The 15,835-nt window shown below is 66.0% G+C and carries 13 protein-coding genes; 5 read left to right on the top strand and 8 right to left on the bottom strand.

Features of this window, described 5'->3' with window-relative positions:
• Positions 1–1,188, top strand: a complete 1,188-nt coding sequence (locus tag RR928_RS04360; RefSeq protein ID WP_332681599.1) for an acetyl-CoA C-acyltransferase family protein — start codon at positions 1–3, stop codon at positions 1,186–1,188.
• Positions 1,189–1,272: 84 nt separating this feature from the next.
• Here the strand turns inward: RR928_RS04360 and RR928_RS04355 are convergent, their stop codons facing one another.
• Together RR928_RS04355 and RR928_RS04350 are read right to left on the bottom strand one after the other, a co-directional pair.
• A complete protein-coding gene (locus tag RR928_RS04355) occupies positions 1,273–2,262 on the bottom strand; it encodes a Bug family tripartite tricarboxylate transporter substrate binding protein (RefSeq protein WP_442881901.1) in 990 nt (329 codons plus the stop codon).
• 19 nt (positions 2,263–2,281) lie between these two features.
• Positions 2,282–2,863 (bottom strand): RBBP9/YdeN family alpha/beta hydrolase, encoded by a 582-nt coding sequence (locus RR928_RS04350; RefSeq protein WP_332681598.1) that lies wholly within the window; start codon positions 2,861–2,863, stop codon positions 2,282–2,284.
• 117 nt (positions 2,864–2,980) lie between these two features.
• Here RR928_RS04350 and RR928_RS04345 point away from each other — a divergent pair, with 117 nt between their 5' ends.
• Positions 2,981–4,009 carry an AraC family transcriptional regulator gene (locus tag RR928_RS04345; RefSeq protein ID WP_332547578.1) on the top strand — a complete coding sequence of 343 codons (1,029 nt, stop codon included), beginning with the start codon at positions 2,981–2,983 and terminating at the stop codon, positions 4,007–4,009.
• Positions 4,010–4,019: 10 nt separating this feature from the next.
• Here the strand turns inward: RR928_RS04345 and RR928_RS04340 are convergent, their stop codons facing one another.
• The 4 genes from RR928_RS04340 to RR928_RS04325 all read right to left on the bottom strand — a co-directional run bounded on the left by RR928_RS04340 (position 4,020) and on the right by RR928_RS04325 (position 8,949).
• Positions 4,020–5,012, bottom strand: coding sequence for a Bug family tripartite tricarboxylate transporter substrate binding protein (locus RR928_RS04340; protein ID WP_332547579.1), 993 nt, complete (start codon positions 5,010–5,012; stop codon positions 4,020–4,022).
• Positions 5,013–5,208: 196 nt separating this feature from the next.
• Positions 5,209–6,597 (bottom strand): MATE family efflux transporter, encoded by a 1,389-nt coding sequence (locus RR928_RS04335; protein WP_332534126.1) that lies wholly within the window; start codon positions 6,595–6,597, stop codon positions 5,209–5,211.
• A 126-nt stretch (positions 6,598–6,723) separates the two neighbouring features.
• Positions 6,724–7,710, bottom strand: coding sequence for a TRAP transporter substrate-binding protein (locus RR928_RS04330; protein ID WP_332534125.1), 987 nt, complete (start codon positions 7,708–7,710; stop codon positions 6,724–6,726).
• Between the two features lie 186 nt (positions 7,711–7,896).
• A complete protein-coding gene (locus RR928_RS04325) occupies positions 7,897–8,949 on the bottom strand; it encodes a porin (protein WP_332534124.1) in 1,053 nt (350 codons plus the stop codon).
• A gap of 318 nt (positions 8,950–9,267) precedes the next feature.
• Here RR928_RS04325 and RR928_RS04320 point away from each other — a divergent pair, with 318 nt between their 5' ends.
• The 3 genes from RR928_RS04320 to RR928_RS04310 all read left to right on the top strand — a co-directional run bounded on the left by RR928_RS04320 (position 9,268) and on the right by RR928_RS04310 (position 13,735).
• Positions 9,268–10,797: a hypothetical protein gene (locus RR928_RS04320; RefSeq protein ID WP_332681597.1), complete on the top strand. Its 1,530-nt coding sequence runs from the start codon at positions 9,268–9,270 to the stop codon at positions 10,795–10,797.
• A gap of 25 nt (positions 10,798–10,822) precedes the next feature.
• Entirely contained in the window at positions 10,823–11,500 is a 678-nt protein-coding gene (locus RR928_RS04315; RefSeq protein WP_332681596.1) for a response regulator transcription factor, read from the top strand.
• Positions 11,501–11,749: 249 nt separating this feature from the next.
• Entirely contained in the window at positions 11,750–13,735 is a 1,986-nt protein-coding gene (locus RR928_RS04310; protein ID WP_332681594.1) for a gamma-glutamyltransferase family protein, read from the top strand.
• Between the two features lie 79 nt (positions 13,736–13,814).
• Here the strand turns inward: RR928_RS04310 and otnC are convergent, their stop codons facing one another.
• Positions 13,815–14,462 (bottom strand): 3-oxo-tetronate 4-phosphate decarboxylase, encoded by a 648-nt coding sequence (otnC, locus tag RR928_RS04305; RefSeq protein WP_332534120.1) that lies wholly within the window; start codon positions 14,460–14,462, stop codon positions 13,815–13,817.
• Entirely contained in the window at positions 14,459–15,745 is a 1,287-nt protein-coding gene (gene otnK, locus RR928_RS04300; RefSeq protein ID WP_332681592.1) for a 3-oxo-tetronate kinase, read from the bottom strand. The genes otnC and otnK overlap by 4 nt, the downstream gene beginning before the upstream one ends.
• Positions 15,746–15,835: the final 90 nt, after the last annotated feature.

Here is a 15,835-nt window from a genome sequence, read left to right as displayed (position 1 = left end):
ATGAACACCCGAGACATTTTCGTAGTTGGCACGGCGCGCACGGCCATAGGCTCTTTCGGCGGCGCGCTCAAGGACGTACCCAATACCCGGCTCGCGACCACCGTGGTGCATGCCGCGATCGCGCGCGCGGGGCTCGATCCGCAGGCCGTGGGCCATGTGGTCATGGGCAATGTGATTCCCACCGAGACGCGCGACGCCTATCTGTCGCGCGTGGCGGCAATCGATGCGGGCTGCCCGGTTGAAACGCCGGCATTCAACGTCAACCGCCTGTGCGGTTCTGGCCTGCAGGCCATCGTGTCGGCCGCGCAGGCGATTGCGCTGGGCGACTGCGATGTGGCCATAGGCGCGGGCGCGGAATCGATGAGCCGCGGCCCGTACTTCGACATGTCGGCGCGCTGGGGAGCGCGCATGGGCGACGCCACGCGCATCGACTACATGCTGGGCATATTGCACGACCCCTGGCAGAAGATGCACATGGGCGTGACCGCGGAGAACGTGGCCCGGCGCTACGGCATCAGCCGCGAGATGCAGGACGCGTTGGCGCTGACCAGCCAGCAGCGCGCGGCCGCGGCCATCGAGGCCGGCCGCTTCAAGGAGCAGATCGTTGCCGTGGAAATCGCCACGCGCAAGGGCACGGTGCTGTTCGACACCGACGAGCATGTGCGCGCCGCAACCACGCGCGAGATGCTGGCCGGAATGAAGCCCGCGTTCCAGAAGGACGGCGGCACGGTGACGGCCGGCAATGCCTCGGGCATCAACGATGGCGCGGCGGCCGTGGTGATGGTCGGCGGCGACCGCCTGGCGGCGCTGGGCGTCAAGCCGCTGGCGCGGCTGGTCGGCTATGCGCATGCGGGCGTCGATCCCGCCTATATGGGCATGGGGCCGGTGCCCGCAACGCAGCAGGTGCTGGCGCGCTGCGGCCTGAAGATCGCCGACATGGACGTGATCGAAGCCAACGAGGCGTTTGCGGCCCAGGCCTGCGCCGTGATCCAGCAGCTGGGCCTGGACACGGCCCGGGTCAACCCCAACGGCTCGGGCATTGCGCTGGGCCATCCCGTGGGCGCGACCGGCGCCATCATCACCACCAAGGCGATTGCCGAGCTGCAGCGCAGCGGCGGCCGCTATGCGCTGGTGACCATGTGCATTGGCGGCGGCCAGGGCATCGCGGCGATCTTCGAGCGGGTGTGATCGGGGGCAGTGCAAAGCAGCAACGCCTGCCGGAAGTGCTTTCGGCAGGCGTTGCGCGTTCAACGGCGGCAGGCCCGCCGGGCTTCATTCAGGCTGGTAGTTGATGGACTTGAGCAGCGCGGCCTGCTTGGCGGCGCCGTCCTGGAGGTCGGCGGTCATCTCGGCCGGGGTCAGCGGCAGCGGCGGCTCCATGCCCATGGTGCGGATCTGGGCCAGCACCGGCGCCTGCCGGAAATGCGCCATGGCGGCGTCACGCAGTTTCTGCTGCACGGCCGGCGGCGCATCCGGATGCGACCAGACCGCGAACCAGCCGGCCTTGGCCATCTGCGGATAGCCCAGCTCGGTGAACGTGGGCACGTTGGGCAGCTCGGCCAGGCGCGTGGGATAGACCACGGCAATCGGCGTGATCTTGCCGGCCTTGATCAGCGGCAGCGAGGTGGTCAGGCCGTCGAACATCAGCGGCACATGGCCGCCCATCAGATCGACCAGCGCGGGCGGCGAGCCCTTGTAGCCGACATGGCGCATGTTCAGCTGGGCGAGCTGGCCCAGCTGCATGCCCGAAGTGTGGCCCTTGAGACCGGCCGAGTACGACGCGAAGTCCAGCCCGTCCTTTTGCGCCTTGCCGTAGGCGATCAGCTGCTGCAGGTTGGTGATGGGCACGGACTTGTTCGCGACCAGCACCAGGCCGGTGCGCGTGAGCTGGGCCAGCGGCTTCAAGTCCTTGAACGGGTCGTAGCTGACCTTGTAGGCCAGCGGCGATTCGGTGACCGTGCCTTCCTGGATCACGAGGAAGGTATAGCCGTCGCGGCCCTTGGCTTTGAGCTCCTGGATGGCAATCGCGCCCGAGGCGCCGGGCTTGGACTCGACGATCACGGGCTGGCCCAGGCCGTGCTGCAGGCCGTCGGCCAGCAGGCGCGCGAGCGCATCGGCCGTGCCGCCCGCGGGGCCGGCAACCAGCAGGCGAAGCGGCTTGTTCGGCCAGGGCGTCTGTGCCTGGGCGACGCCGAAAGCGCCAAGACCGATGGCCATGGCAAGCGCCAGCGCATGTTTCGTGTGGGGGGAGCGTGGGTTCATGGTGTTGTCTCCTGGGAATTCAAGCGGGAAGAGGGGCTGTGGCCAGCAGCTGCTGCAGCAGTTGCCGGGCCTGCGGCCAGGGGCCGTGGCCCGAGGCCGGGTTCACATGGCCCAGCGGGCCGAGTTCGACCAGCTCGCTGCCCCAGTCGCGCGCGAAGCCGCGCGAGCGCGCCAGCGCGGCCAGCGGGTCGTTGCTGCTGGCCGCGACCAGGCTGGGAAACGGCAGCGGTGCGCGCGGCAGCGGCAGCCAGCCGTGGCGCTCCAGCAGCTGCACGCCGGGATAGCCTTCGGGCATGGGCGTCTCCAGGTCGGCCGGCGCGACCAGCAAGGCCGCCTGCACGCGCCGCAGGTCTTCGGGCGCGGCCTGGCGCGCCCAGTGCGCGACCATCATGCAGCCCGCGCTGTGCGCGACCAGCACGACAGGGCCGGCCATGCCGGCCAGCGCCTGCTCGATGGCCGCGACACGCGCCGCGCAGCTGAGCTTGTGCTGCTCCAGCGGCGCAACAATGCGCGCGCTGGCCGTCTCGGCGGCCAGCAGCGTCTGCCAGTGCGTCTCGACATGGTCGCGCAGGCCCGGAATGATCAGTAGCGTAGGGGTCATGTTTTTGCTGTCTCCCACTTAGAATGTTTCGATGACTTCAGTGTGTGAATTTTTGGCCCATTGCGCTTTGCATTCCGTGACGCTTGTTTGGCATTTCGCGCCAATGAGCAGCTACTGATGACATCCCTGGTACGCGCCGCCTGCCTGACCAATTTCCGTGAAGTCGCCCAGGCTTCGGGGCTGGATCCGGTGCGCATGCTGCTGGACGCCGATCTGAGTCCCAGCGTGCTCGACGAGCCCGATCTGATGATTCCGGTCGAGCGCGTGGGGCGGCTGCTGCAGGCCGCGGCCACGGTGTCGGGCAACGAGAGCTTTGGCCTGTGCATGGCGCGCTCGCGCCTGCTTTCCAACCTGGGCGCGGTGGGCCTGCTGATGCGCGACCAGCAAAGCCTGCGCGATGCGCTCAAGCTGCTGATGCGCTATCAGGCGTTCCTGAATGGCGCCCTCACGCTGTCCGTCGAGGAAAGCGGCAACACCGTGGTGATACGCGAACTGTTGATGGCGGGCAGCACCCACCAGCCCACGCGCCAGCGCGTCGAGCTGGCGCTGGGCGTGATGGTGCGCGTGATCCGCCAGCTGATAGGCCGCGACTGGCAGCCGCGGCGCGTGTGCTTCGAACATCCGGCGCCGCGCGACATGAGCGTGCACCATCAGCTGCTGGGCCCGCATGTGGAGTTCGATTTCGAATTCAATTGCATCGTCTGCACCAAGAGCGATCTCGATCAGCGCAACGAGTTCGCCGATCCGGCCATGGTCCGCTATGCCCAGCAGCTGCTGGACGCGCTGCACCAGCCCGGCGGCGAAACCCTGCTGGACGAAGTGCGGCGCACGATTTTCCTGCTGCTGCCCAGCGGGCGCTGCAGCATGGAGCAGGTCAGCGAGCACCTGGGCCTGGTGCCGCGCACGCTGCAGCGCCGGCTCACGGACCAGGGGCTGAGCTTCTCGGCGTTGATGAACGATATCCGCAAGGAGCAGGCAAGCCGCTATGTGGTTGACGGCAGCCGGTCTCTGAGGGAAGTCGCGCAGCTGCTGGGCTTTGGCGCGCCCAGCAGTTTCTCGCGCTGGTACCAGCTGCAGTTCGGCTCCAGTGCCAAGGAAAGCCGGGCCCAGGCGTCGGCCGTGCCACGCAGTCCGGCGGTCGGTTAGGCGCGGCGATTCACTGGGGCGTGGTCGGCATCTTGAGCTTGAGCAGGATCTGGCGGTTCTGCTCCACGGTATCGGCCATCTGCTGTTGCAGCTGCGCGAACGTGCTTTCCTGCGGCTGGTCAAAGCCCTGGGCGGCCATCAGTTCGCGGAACTTCGGCGCGCGCATGACTTTCTCCATTTCATGGCGTAGGCGTTCGGCCAGGGCCGGCGGCGTGCTGCTCAGAATGAACAGGCCCACGCTGGCATCGGGCATGACCAGATCGGCCATGCCCAGTTCCGCGAAGCTGGGCACATCGGGCAGATGGGGCGAGCGCGTGGCCGAGACAATGGCCAGGCCCTTGATCTTGCCCGACTTGACCAGCGGCGCCACGTTGCTGACCACATCGAAGGTCAGCTGCACCTGGCCGCCCATCAGGTCCACGAGCACGGGCGCCGAGCCTTTGTAGGGCACGACCAGGATGTTGCGCCCGCTCTTCTCGCTGAGCAGATCGCCCAGCAGATTGGAGCGCGTTCCGGTGCTCATGTTGGCCACGCTGACCGTGTTGCGGTGCCTGCGCGCATGCTCCAGGATTTCCTGCGGCTTGCTGGGCGCAAAGCTGTTGCTGGCCACCAGCACATGCACCATGCTGGCCACGTCGGCCACATAGGTGAACGTCTTGTGGGGATCGAAAGGCGTCTTGACCGAGAACGGGAAATCGGTCCAGACGCTCGAGGGCGCAACCATCAGTGTATGGCCGTCGGCGGGCGCGCCCAGCAGCGCGCGCTCGGCGATCACGGCCGAGCCGCCGGGCTTGTTGTCGATGATCACCGGCTGGCCCAGCTGGATGCGCAGCTGCTCGCCGACCAGGCGCGCGACGCCGTCGGTGATCGCTCCCGGCGGCGCGGGAACGATGATGCGTATCGGCTTGCTCGGCCATTCCTGGGACCAGGCACAAGGCATGGCCGCAAACGAGGAAAGCAAGGCCAGGGCGAGAGCGGGCAGGCGCGAGAGGGGGTTTTTCATGGCGTTTCACCGGGGGTAATGCGGGCGGGTTGAAAGGACGATGCGCGCCACCGGCGCGGCATCCATGGCCGTTTCATGATCACGGCGGCGTGTCGGTGCCACTTGACGCAAGGCGCCGCCGGCTTGGCTTTTCGTGACGCCGCCCCCCCCGCGAAAACCCCAGGCGCCGCGCGCCGGCCCGCGGAGGCTGCCTCGGCTAGCGCCCTGGTTTGGCGAACCAGCTGCCCGAGGCCACCGACCAGAGGATGAGCAGGCCGTAGGCGGTCATGGCGACTGCGCCGAGCGCGAAGAACGCCCACAGCGCGCCGGTGACCACCAGTGTCGCCCAGCCCAGGCCCGCATACAGGAACAGGCGCAGCGCGCCGGCCAGCAGCGGCCACTTCAGGCGGCCCGCGCCCTGCGACGCGAAGTACAGCGCTATGCCCAGCGCAAAGAAGCCGTAGAACGGGCCTGCGATGCGCAGGTACTGCGCGCCGGTCGCCAGCATCTGCTCGTCGCTGCCGAACAGCCTGAGCCAGGCTTCGGGCCACAGCGCGGCCGCCAGGCCCACGGTCTCGCCGATGGCGAAGGCGATCGCGCCGCCGACCAGCGCGATGCGGCGCGCGCGCTCGGGCTGGCCTGCACCTAGATTTGCCCCGACCAGCGCCACCATGGGCGCGCCCAGGCCGAAGGCGATGGGAATCAGCAGGTATTCCAGCCGCGCCGCGGTCGCATAGCCGGCCAGCGCCGCCGAGCCCGCATGGGCGCCCACGATGGCAGCTGTCGAGGCGATCAGGCCATTGGTCAGCAGGGGGTTGATGCAGGCCAGGCCGCCCACGGTGAGAATGCTGCGCATCGGCGCCCAATGCACGGCGCCGGCGCGCAGCCTGGCAGTGTTGCGTCCGCTGGCGCAGTACCAGGCCAGCACCAGCGTGCCCAGCGCATAGTAGGCGAGCAGCGCCCAGGCGCCGCCGACGACGCCCAGCGCCGGAATCGGCCCCCAGCCGAAGATCAGCAGCGGGCAGATGGGAATCAGCAGCAGCGCGCCGCCGCAGATCACCGCGCCGGGCAGCAGCATGTTGCCCGTGCCGCGCACCACGCTGGCCAGCGCGTTCATGGCCCACATCAGCACCAGCGCGGCAAACACCACATGGCCATAATCATGCGCCACATCCAGCGCCGCGCCGCGCGCGCCCAGCAGATGGAACAGCGGCGTGCTGAACGCCAGCAGCAAGACCGTGAAGACCAGGCCCACGCCCGCGCTCAGCACCAGCGCATGGCGGGCCAGCGAATCGGCCAGCGCCTTGTTGCCCGCGCCCAGGGCGCGCGCCACCGCGGCCGAGATGCCGCCGCCCAGCGCACCCTGCGACATGTTCTGCATCAGCATCAGAACGGGCACGACCACGGCGACGCCGGCCAGCACGTCGGTGCCGAGCTTGGCCAGAAACCACATCTCGATCAGACCGGTCGATGCCTGGGCCAGCATCATCAGCATGTTGGGCCAGCTCATGCGCAGTATCGTCGGCAGCACGGGGTCGTGCAGCATGGCGCGCACGCGCGGGCTGGCGGGGGGCATGCGAGGCGCCAGCAGCGGGTCGGCATTCATGGGCAGTTTTCCTGATTAATTTGCATATGCAATTGTTGCAGCTGCAATATATCATGCGAAAGGCGCCGAATGCGCGCGCCGCAGCCGACCCGCTGGCCGCGGGTCAGGATGCTGCCTGTGCGGCGCTTATTTGACGGCCGTGATCGCGTCCAGCGTCTTCTGGCCGAACTTGGTCGCGAACTGCTTGTAGGCCGGGGCCAGCGCGGCGCGGAACGCCGCCTGGTCGACTTCGCTCACGACCTGCACGCCATGGCGCTTGATTTCCTCCACACCGCTCTTTTCGACGTCGTCGACGAACTTGCGCGAGGCCAGGCTGCCGGCGCGCGCGCCGTCGGCAAAGGCCTTCTTCTGCGCGTCATTGAGTCCGGACCAGACCGAGGGGGCGACGATCAGCACCATGGGTGCGTACACATGGCTGGTCAGCGACAGGTACTTCTGCACCTGCCAGAGCTTGGCCGAGGTGAACACCGAGACCGGGTTTTCCTGGCCGTCAATGGTGCCCTGCTGCAGCGCGCCAATCACTTCGGGCCAGGACATGGGCGTGGGCGACATGCCCAGCTGGCGGAAGGCCGTGATATGGGTCTGGTTCTCGGTCACGCGGATCTTGAGACCTTGCGCGTCCGCGGGCTTGACCACCGGGCGCTTGTTGTTGCTCAGATGGCGGAAGCCCTGCTCGCCCCAGGCCAGCGCGATCAGGCCGCGCGCGCGGAACTTGGCCAGCAGGTCCTCGCCGATCTTGCCGTCGAGCACGGCGCGCGCATGCGCGGTGTCGCGGAACAGGAAAGGCACATCCATCACGCCGGCGTCGGGAACGAAGTTGCTCACCGCGCCATTGGAGACCACGACGGCCTCGACCGTGCCCAGCGTGAGGCCTTCGATCAGCTCGCGCTCGCCGCCCAGCGCGCTGGACGCGAAGTGCTTGAACTTGAAGGCGTTGTTGGTGGATTTCTCCACCGCCTCGGCCCAGGCCAGCGCACCGGCGCCGAAGTGCGAGTTCTGCGCCAGCGCATAGCCGATCTTGATTTCGCGCGCCTGCTGCGCGCCCACCTGGCCGGCGAGCCCCAGGCCTGAGGCGGCAGCGAGAGCGAGGGCGGAACGGCGGGTGATGGTCATGGAAGTCTCCTGGTTTGTTGTGGGCGCGCAGTCCGATCGTCGCGCGTGCGCGTAGAAGATAAACCGGTTGCAGGCAAAAATCCGCGTTGCCGGGCGATTTTTTCAAAGCGTGGCGTGCCCGCCATGAAAAAAGCCCCATGGCCGGGGCCATGGGGCAAAGCGCAATGAGATTAAACCGCTGATCTATCAGAAAGCGTGGCGAATGCCCACTTCCGCGCCGGTGGACTTGCCGCCGGCGGCCAGGCCGGGTGCGCCGCCGACCAGGCTGAAGTTGGCGCCGTTCTTGTTGCGGATGTACGAAGCGGTGGTGTACACGGCCGTGCGCTTGGACAGGTTGTGGATATAGCCTATCGAGTACTTGTCGGCGTCGGCGCGGTTGAACGCTGCGTTGCCGCGGCGCGAGTCCGTGCGCACATACGAGCCGCGGATCTGGTGCGCGCCCAGCGGTGCGGTAAAGCCCAGCAGAACGCGGTCTTCGCTGCCTGCCGTGGCCGTGCCGTAGGTGCCGAACGGCAGCTCCTCGCGCTGGTAGAAGCCCATCAGGCGCACGGCGCCCAGATCGTAGGCCGCGCCCACGCCGGTCTGCTTGAGCTTGTCGCCCGCGGCGTTGACGAAGGTCGTGCCGTAGGACAGCGAAAGATTGAGCGGGCCGTTGTCATAGACCAGGCGCGCCGCGGCATGGCGGCCGGCCTTGGTGGTGACGCTTTCGTCGGGCGCGTACATCAGCTCCAGCTGCGCGCCACCCATCACCGGCGTGAAATACTGCATGGCGTTGTCGTGGCGGTAGTACGAGGCAAAGGTGCCGGGCATGCGGCTGGTGACATTGGAGCCCGCAACGCCGACCACGCCGAACGGATCGAACTTGACGACGTTCTGGCTCGCGGGAGAGAAGTCGCGGCCCAGGCGCAGTTCACCGAAATTGCCCATCAGGCTCACGGTGGAGCGGCGCTGGAAGAACTTGCCGGTGGGGCTGGTGTTGCCGGTGTCGGCCAGCACGTCGGATTCCAGCCAGAAGCCGGCCTTGAGGCCGCCGCCCAGATCCTCGACACCGCGAAAGCCCAGTCGACCGGTGGACAGGCCGCCGCTGTTCATCGTCACATTGCTGGACAGGTCGCTGTTCTTCACATAGCGCACGTTGGCGTCCACGATACCGAACACGGTGACCGATGACTGGGCATAGGCACCGGCGCTGACGAAAATGGCTGCCAGTGCAGCTGCATGGGTGGGGCGAAGTTTCATTCCGAATCCTTGGGTTTTCAAGATGATTAATAGATGCATGAAGACATCAGCCGCAATCCTAGGCAGCAACTGCAGGAAAAATGCGCGCTGATCCCTATCCGCCCACCCAGCGCTAGCCATATGGCCGAATGGCGCTGCATACCGTAAAGAGAAAGCGACGGCAGGCATATCTTTGCGTGGCGAAACGATGGGTGAAACGCCTGTGAAAAAAGTGACAAAAAATTAATAATGATGTCATTTTGGATTTTTCGGCCCGACGGTAGACTGTGCGCGTAAAGCACCAATATCAAGCGTGTGCTTGGTTTTACCGAACATGCCATGAGACGAGACAATATCCGACTGAGAGCACTGGCAAGAGCCGGTGATTTAGAGGCAAGAATAAAGCTGGGGGGCTTCTATCTGCAAGGTGTGCTGGATTTTCCCAGAAACATCAAACTCGCTCTTGAATATCTTTCCACGCCCGCACTGAAGTTCAGGAACGATGTGGCGGTGCTGATTTGTTCGCATCTGGATATCCTGGAGCTCATTGAACACTCGCAGGTTGAAAATCTCAGAAAGGCCGCGGCCTTGGATGGTTGCGCGCGCATCAAGCTCATCACGCTGCTGATCATCCGCAAGAATCTGGACGAGCTTGCATTCTGGCGGGGCAGAAATGATGGCCTTCTTTGCAAAGACATCCAGAAAGTGCTGGCCCAACGCGCCGATCAGGACCTGGCCCAGGCATTGTTGCGAATTTCCGAAAAATACAATATTCCTTGCCTGGACATCATCGCGGCCGAAGCCGGCGCGGCGCTGAGTGAAGGCGACTACGGCAGGGCGGAGCAGGCATTGGGCCTGGTCGCGCCCGATGCGCAAGGCATTCCCGATGCCATCCATGAAGCGATCGCAAGAATAGTCTCGGTTGCCGAGGAGAGCGGGCGCAAGCTGGAAAAGATCCCGTCGACCTTGATCGAGGCCAGTCTGGAGCACTCGGCAGCTGCCAGCGACAAACATTCCTGTTACCTGCTCGGCCGCATGCTCGCCGGTCTCAAGACGGAGTTCATCGAGACCTCGCAGCGCTCGCGCTCCATCAACCTGCGCAAGGCCATCGCCCTGCTGCTCAAGGCCGCGGACAACGGGCGCGCGCAAGCCTGGATGGACCTGTTCTATCTGTGCTCGGATTACCGCAGCTCCGTGGGCAACCCGTCGATGGCGCGTTTCTTTCTCGAAAAGGCCGCGGCTTCGGGGATTGCCGAAGCCAAGCGGCGGCTGGGCGCGCTGACGCTCAAGGAAGCCAAAACCATAGAGCACATGGAAAAAGGCCTGTCCCTTCTGTATGAGTCGAGCATCCACGGCGACAGCATTGCCAACGGCATCATCAAGACGCTGGTGCTGGAGGTCAACGGCTGTGAGGAAGAGGCCAACTCCGGCATCGAGGAGGTGCAGCAGATCGCGCCCCTGCTCGCCACCCGGCTGCGCCTGGCGCGGCACTTCGGCCTGACCAAGCTCGAAGCCCTGTCGATCAACCCCTCGACTGCGATTCGCCCCTGGGGACTGGTGGTGCAGCGCAATCTCCATATCAAGAAGGGCAATCTGTCCGAGCCCAGGGCCGTGCCCGCGGCCAGCAGAAAGGCGCTGGAGACCATTCGCAATGCAGCCATGGAGTTTGCTCCGCACGGCGAGATTGCTGACTTGCTCGAAGGCTCGCTGCGCGCCAGGGCATTGAAGCAAAGACGGATCTTTCAGAAAGTCAAGCTGCAGGAAAATCTTTTCTTCTCGCAGGCAAATTCAACGCAGCGTGATGCCTTGAGAATTGGCACGCGTTGGGCCCAGCACCAGAAGAAATTTCTTGATCAGGCATTGGCCTGAAATCAGGGTTTCACAGGAATGGAATATGGAAATTCTCATTGTTGATAGCGACGGGGATTTTGCGCGGCGACTAAAAACAGAACTGTTGGGCATGGGCAGAAAAGCAGATCTGTTTGAATGCTGCGAGCGTGCCGGTGAGTCTGCCCTGGAGAGAAACTACAGTCTTCTGATTGTCAATGTCGAAAAGGTCGGCGATGAGTGCTCTCGATTCATTGAAAGCTTCAACAAAGCCAGGAGTACTCCGGTCATCGTTGTTTCGAGAAATGCAGAAATGGAAACCAAGATTCATCATTTCAAGATCGGGGTAGTCGACTATGTGGTCAAGCCAGTGGATTTCGAGGAATTCCTGGCGCGCGTGGATCTGCAACTGCGCAAAAGGACGCTGCTTTCGGATGTCACGTCAAAACTCGTTTTTGACGATCTGACAATACACCTGTCCAGCGGCTGTGTGGAGCGCGCCGGCAGGTCCATCAATCTGACGCAACAGGAATTTGCGACCTTGCTTTATCTCGCGCGTCACCAGGGGAAGACGGTCAGCAGGCAGACGCTGTTCGAGAATGTCTGGGGCAGCAAGAATTTGCACCAGGCGAATCTGGTGAATGTGGCCATAGGGCGTTTGCGCAGAAAGATAGACCACTCTTTCGAGAAGAAGTTTCTGCATACCGTGCATGGCATTGGCTATGTCGCCGAATATCGGGACTGAGCCGGGGAGACAGGCGAATCGATTGGCGTGCAGGATGCAGGCGCCGGGTGACGCGGCGCAGCGCGCGCGCCGTGGCCTGGATCTTGCGTGACATGGCGCGCCGTTGTCCGGCGGCGCGCATTATGGCGCCATATCGGTGCTGCGCATGTCCCGCCCATGGCAGCAACCGAACCGATAAGTGCTTAGGCTGGAGCCGCCGCGCAGACAACGGCACGCGATTTCCCTCCAAAAGCCCATAAAGGTGTCTCCATGAACCATGTCACTTCTTCCACCCCGCCCAGTTGGCGTCTGACCGCAACGCTCACGGCCTCATTGCTGGTGCTTTCTGCCTGCGGTGGCAGTGACAATGCGGACAACGCCAGCGCCGAGTCCGCCTGCGCCGTGGTCAGCTCCACCGGCTCGGTGGTCGTAGGCTCCGGCCTGCCGGGTGATCCGGCGGCGCCGGAACCGGCATCGGGCTATCGCCTGGGCAAGACCGCGGTGCATGCCAAGCAGTACATGGTGTCCACGGCCAATCCGCTGGCATCGCGCGCGGGCTGCGAAGTGCTGAAATCAGGCGGCTCGGCCGTGGACGCCGCGGTGGCGGTGCAGATGGTGCTGGGCCTGGTGGAGCCGCAATCGTCGGGCCTGGGCGGCGGTGCGTTCATGCTGCACTACGATGCCACGAAGAAGAAAGTCCAGGCCTATGACGGCCGCGAAACCGCGCCCGCAGCCGCGACCGAGAATTACCTGCGCTGGGTCAGCGACGCCGACCGCACGCTGCCCCAGCCCGGCGGCGCGCGTGCCAGCGGCCGCTCCATAGGCACGCCAGGCGCCGTGCGCATGCTGGAGCTCGCGCACCAGGACCATGGCAAGCTGGCATGGAACGGGCTGTTCAGCTCCGCGGAGCAGCTGGCTTCCGACGGCTTCCCCATCAGCGGCCGCATGGCCAGTGCCATTGCCGGTGCGACCGCCGGCCTGTCGCGCGACCCCGAGGCCGTGGCCTACTTCTTCAATGCCGACGGCAGCCCCAAGGCGCTGGGCACGACCATCAAGAATCCGGCCTACGCCACCACGCTCAGGACCATTGCCGCGGGCGGCGCCGATGCGTTCTATACCGGGGCGGTGGCGCAGGGCATAGTCAACAAGATCAAGGCCTCGAGCGGGGGCACGCCCGCTGTGGCGATCACGCCCGGCCTGACCGAGCTCAGCGATCTCGCCAACTACCAGGCCAAGCGCCGCGAGCCGGTCTGCACCACCTATCGCGCGTACTGGGTCTGCGGCATGTCGCCACCGTCGTCGGGCGGCATTGCAGTTGCCTCGGCGCTGGGCATCTTGGAGAACTTCGACCTGGCAAGCCACAAGCCCACGGCCATCGACATCGAAGGCGGCAAGCCCTCGGTGATGGGCGTGCACCTGGTCAGCGAAGCCGAGCGCCTGGCCTATGCCGACCGCGACAAGTACGTGGCCGACACCGACTTCGTGTCGCTGCCCGGCGGCTCTCCGGCCATGATGCTGGACAAGAGCTATCTGCGCAGTCGCGCGGCGCTGATCAGCACCACCAAGAGCATGGGCACGGCCAGCGCTGGCGACTTCGGCACGCCGGCAGCGGGCGTGACGCCGCTCAACGAGCGCGGCACCACGCACTTCACCATTGTCGACAAGCAGGGCAATTCCGTGGTGATGACCACCACGGTGGAAGCGAGCATGGGTTCGTTCCACATGACCCAGGGCTTCCTGCTGAACAACCAGCTCACCGACTTCTCGGCCACGCCCACGGACAGCACCGGAGCCCCTGTGGTCAACCGCCTCGAGCCCGGCAAGCGTCCGCGCAGCTCGATGGCCCCTACGCTGGTGTTCCACAAGGCTGCGGACGGCAGCATGGGTGACTTCCTGATGGGCACGGGCTCGCCCGGCGGCGGCACCATCATCCAGTATGTGGTCAAGACCGTGGTCGGCGCGCTGGACTGGGGCCTGGATGCGCAGCAGGCGACATCGCTGGTGGATTTCGGTGCCAGCAACAGCGCCACCACTTCGCTGGGCGGCGAGCATCCGGCGATCAACACCGCCAACAATGGCGCCGATGACCCGCTGATCACCGGCCTGCGGGCGCTGGGCCACACGGTCTCCACCAGCGCGCAGTCCAGCGGCATCAGCACCATCATGCGCGTGCAGCGCAATGGCCAGAGCGTGCTGCAGGGCGGCGCCGATCCGCGCCGCGAAGGCGTGGTGCTGGGCGACATTTTCCAGCCCTGAGCCCACCCGGGTGAGAAGTGAAAACGCCGGCCGCGAGAAGATCGCAGCCGGCGTTTTTTTCTAGGCGTTCAACGAGCGCTCACCAGCGCACGCCAAACGCGCTCTCGAGTTCCGCGACCTGGGCCGGCGTGAGCGCGGCAGGGCGCGGCGCGAGCATCAGCCACAGCCGCGCGGTCTCCTCGAGTTCTTCCAGCGCATGGCTGGCGCGCGTCACGCTGTCGGCCCAGACCACGGGGCCCAGGCGTTCGAGCAGCACGCCGCGGACTTCGCCGGCAATGGCCGCGACCTGCTCGGCAACGCTGGGCGCACCGGGGCGCGCATAGGCAATCAAGGGCACGCGGCCGATCTTCATCACCTGGTAGGGCGTGATCGGCGGCAGCACCGCGTCGGGCGCGGCGACGCCGGCCAGCGTCAGCGCGACCAGGTGCGTGGAGTGGGTGTGCAGCACACAGCGCGCCTGGGCGTTGCGTTCGTAGATGCCGCGGTGCAGGGCCAGTGTCTTCGACGGCTTGTCGCCTGAGATCCATTCGTTGTCGGCATTGACCTTGGCCAGGCGCGCGGGGTCGAGCTTGCCCAGGCAGGCGTCGGTGGGCGTGATCAGCCAGCCGTCGGCCAGGCGCGCGCTGATGTTGCCCGCGGTGCCGGTGGTGTAGCCGCGCGCATGCAGGCTCGCGCCGACTGCGCAGATCTCTTCGCGCAGCCGCGCTTCATCGGTCTGCGCTGTCATGCCGCAGCCCCGTCGAGGTGCTTGAGCGCCTTGTCGAAGAAGTCTTCGCTGCCGAAGTTGCCCGATTTGAGCACCACGGCCAGCGGCTGGTCGTCGCCCAGCGACTGGGTTTCGGGCACGCCCGGATCGATCTGCCGGCCTATGCGCAGCGCCTGCAGTTCCAGCGCCTGGATCACCGCGCCCGAAGTCTCGCCGCCGGCCACGATGAAGCGCCGCGTGCCTGCGGCGCGCAGCCGCGCAGCCACCTGGCCCAGTGCTTCCTCGATCAGCGCGCCGGCGCGCGCCACGCCCAGTTCGGCCTGCACGCGGCGCACTTCGTCGGGGCTGCTGGTCGCGTAGATCAGCGCGGTCTCGCCCACGCCGGCCAGGGCCAGCGCGGCGGCCACCACATCTTCGCCGCGCGCCAGCGCCAGCGGGTCTATGCGGTAGGCGGGGCGGCCGCTGCGCAGCCAGGCCGCGACCTGGCCGTTGGTGGCCGTGGAGGCGCTGCCAGACAGCACGACGGCCGGGCCATCTATGCGCGACAGCTGCGCGGCGTCGCTGTCCCGCAGCTTGCCCAGGCGGCGGAAATTCGCGGGCAGGCCCTGGGCCACGCCCGAGCCGCCGGTGACGAGCCGGGCGTCGGCGCAGGCTTCGCCCAGCGTCACCAGATCGGCGTCGCTGATCGCATCGGCGACAGCCAGGCGCACGCCCTGGGCGCGCAGCGCGGCAATGCGCTCGCGCACGCTGGCCGCGCCCTGGGCCACGGCGCCCTGGGCGATCAGGCCGACCTTGGCCTGGCTTTGCGACTGCAGCACGCGCACCAGATCGGGGTCGCGCATGGGCGTGAGCGGGTGGTTTTCCATGCCCGATTCATTGAGCAGGCGCTGGTTGACGAACAAATGGCCCTGGTACACGGTGCGGCCCGCGCCGGGGAAGGCCGGGCAGGCAATGGCGAAGTCCGTGCCCAGCGCCTGCTGCAGCGCTTCGGCCACCGGGCCGATGTTGCCTTCGGCCGTGGAGTCGAAGGTAGAGCAGTACTTGAAGAAGAACTGGGTGCAGCCCTGGGCCTGCAGCCAGCGCAGCGCCTGCAGGCTCTGGGCCACGGCCTGCTCCACGGGCGCGGTGCGCGACTTGAGCGCGATCACGATGGCGTCGGCGTCCAGCGACGCGGCCAGCCCGGCCGATGGCACGCCTATGGTCTGCACCGTGCGCATGCCGCCGCGCACAAGGATGTTGGCCAGGTCGGTGGCGCCGGTGAAATCGTCGGCGATGCAACCCAGCAAGGGAGGAAGCTTGTTCATAGGTCTTGTGAAAGTGTGAATAAATGGTACGCGACTTCACAAATTTGAACAACCAAGGGGAATCCCTGTGATTTTGTGTGATGTTTTGTG

Origin of the sequence: Comamonas sp. (assembly GCF_036666375.1) — a bacterium.
In the GTDB taxonomy this organism is placed as follows: domain Bacteria; phylum Pseudomonadota; class Gammaproteobacteria; order Burkholderiales; family Burkholderiaceae_C; genus Comamonas.
Note: the sequence above shows the minus strand (reverse complement) of the source record. Positions and strands in the feature narration are given on the sequence as shown.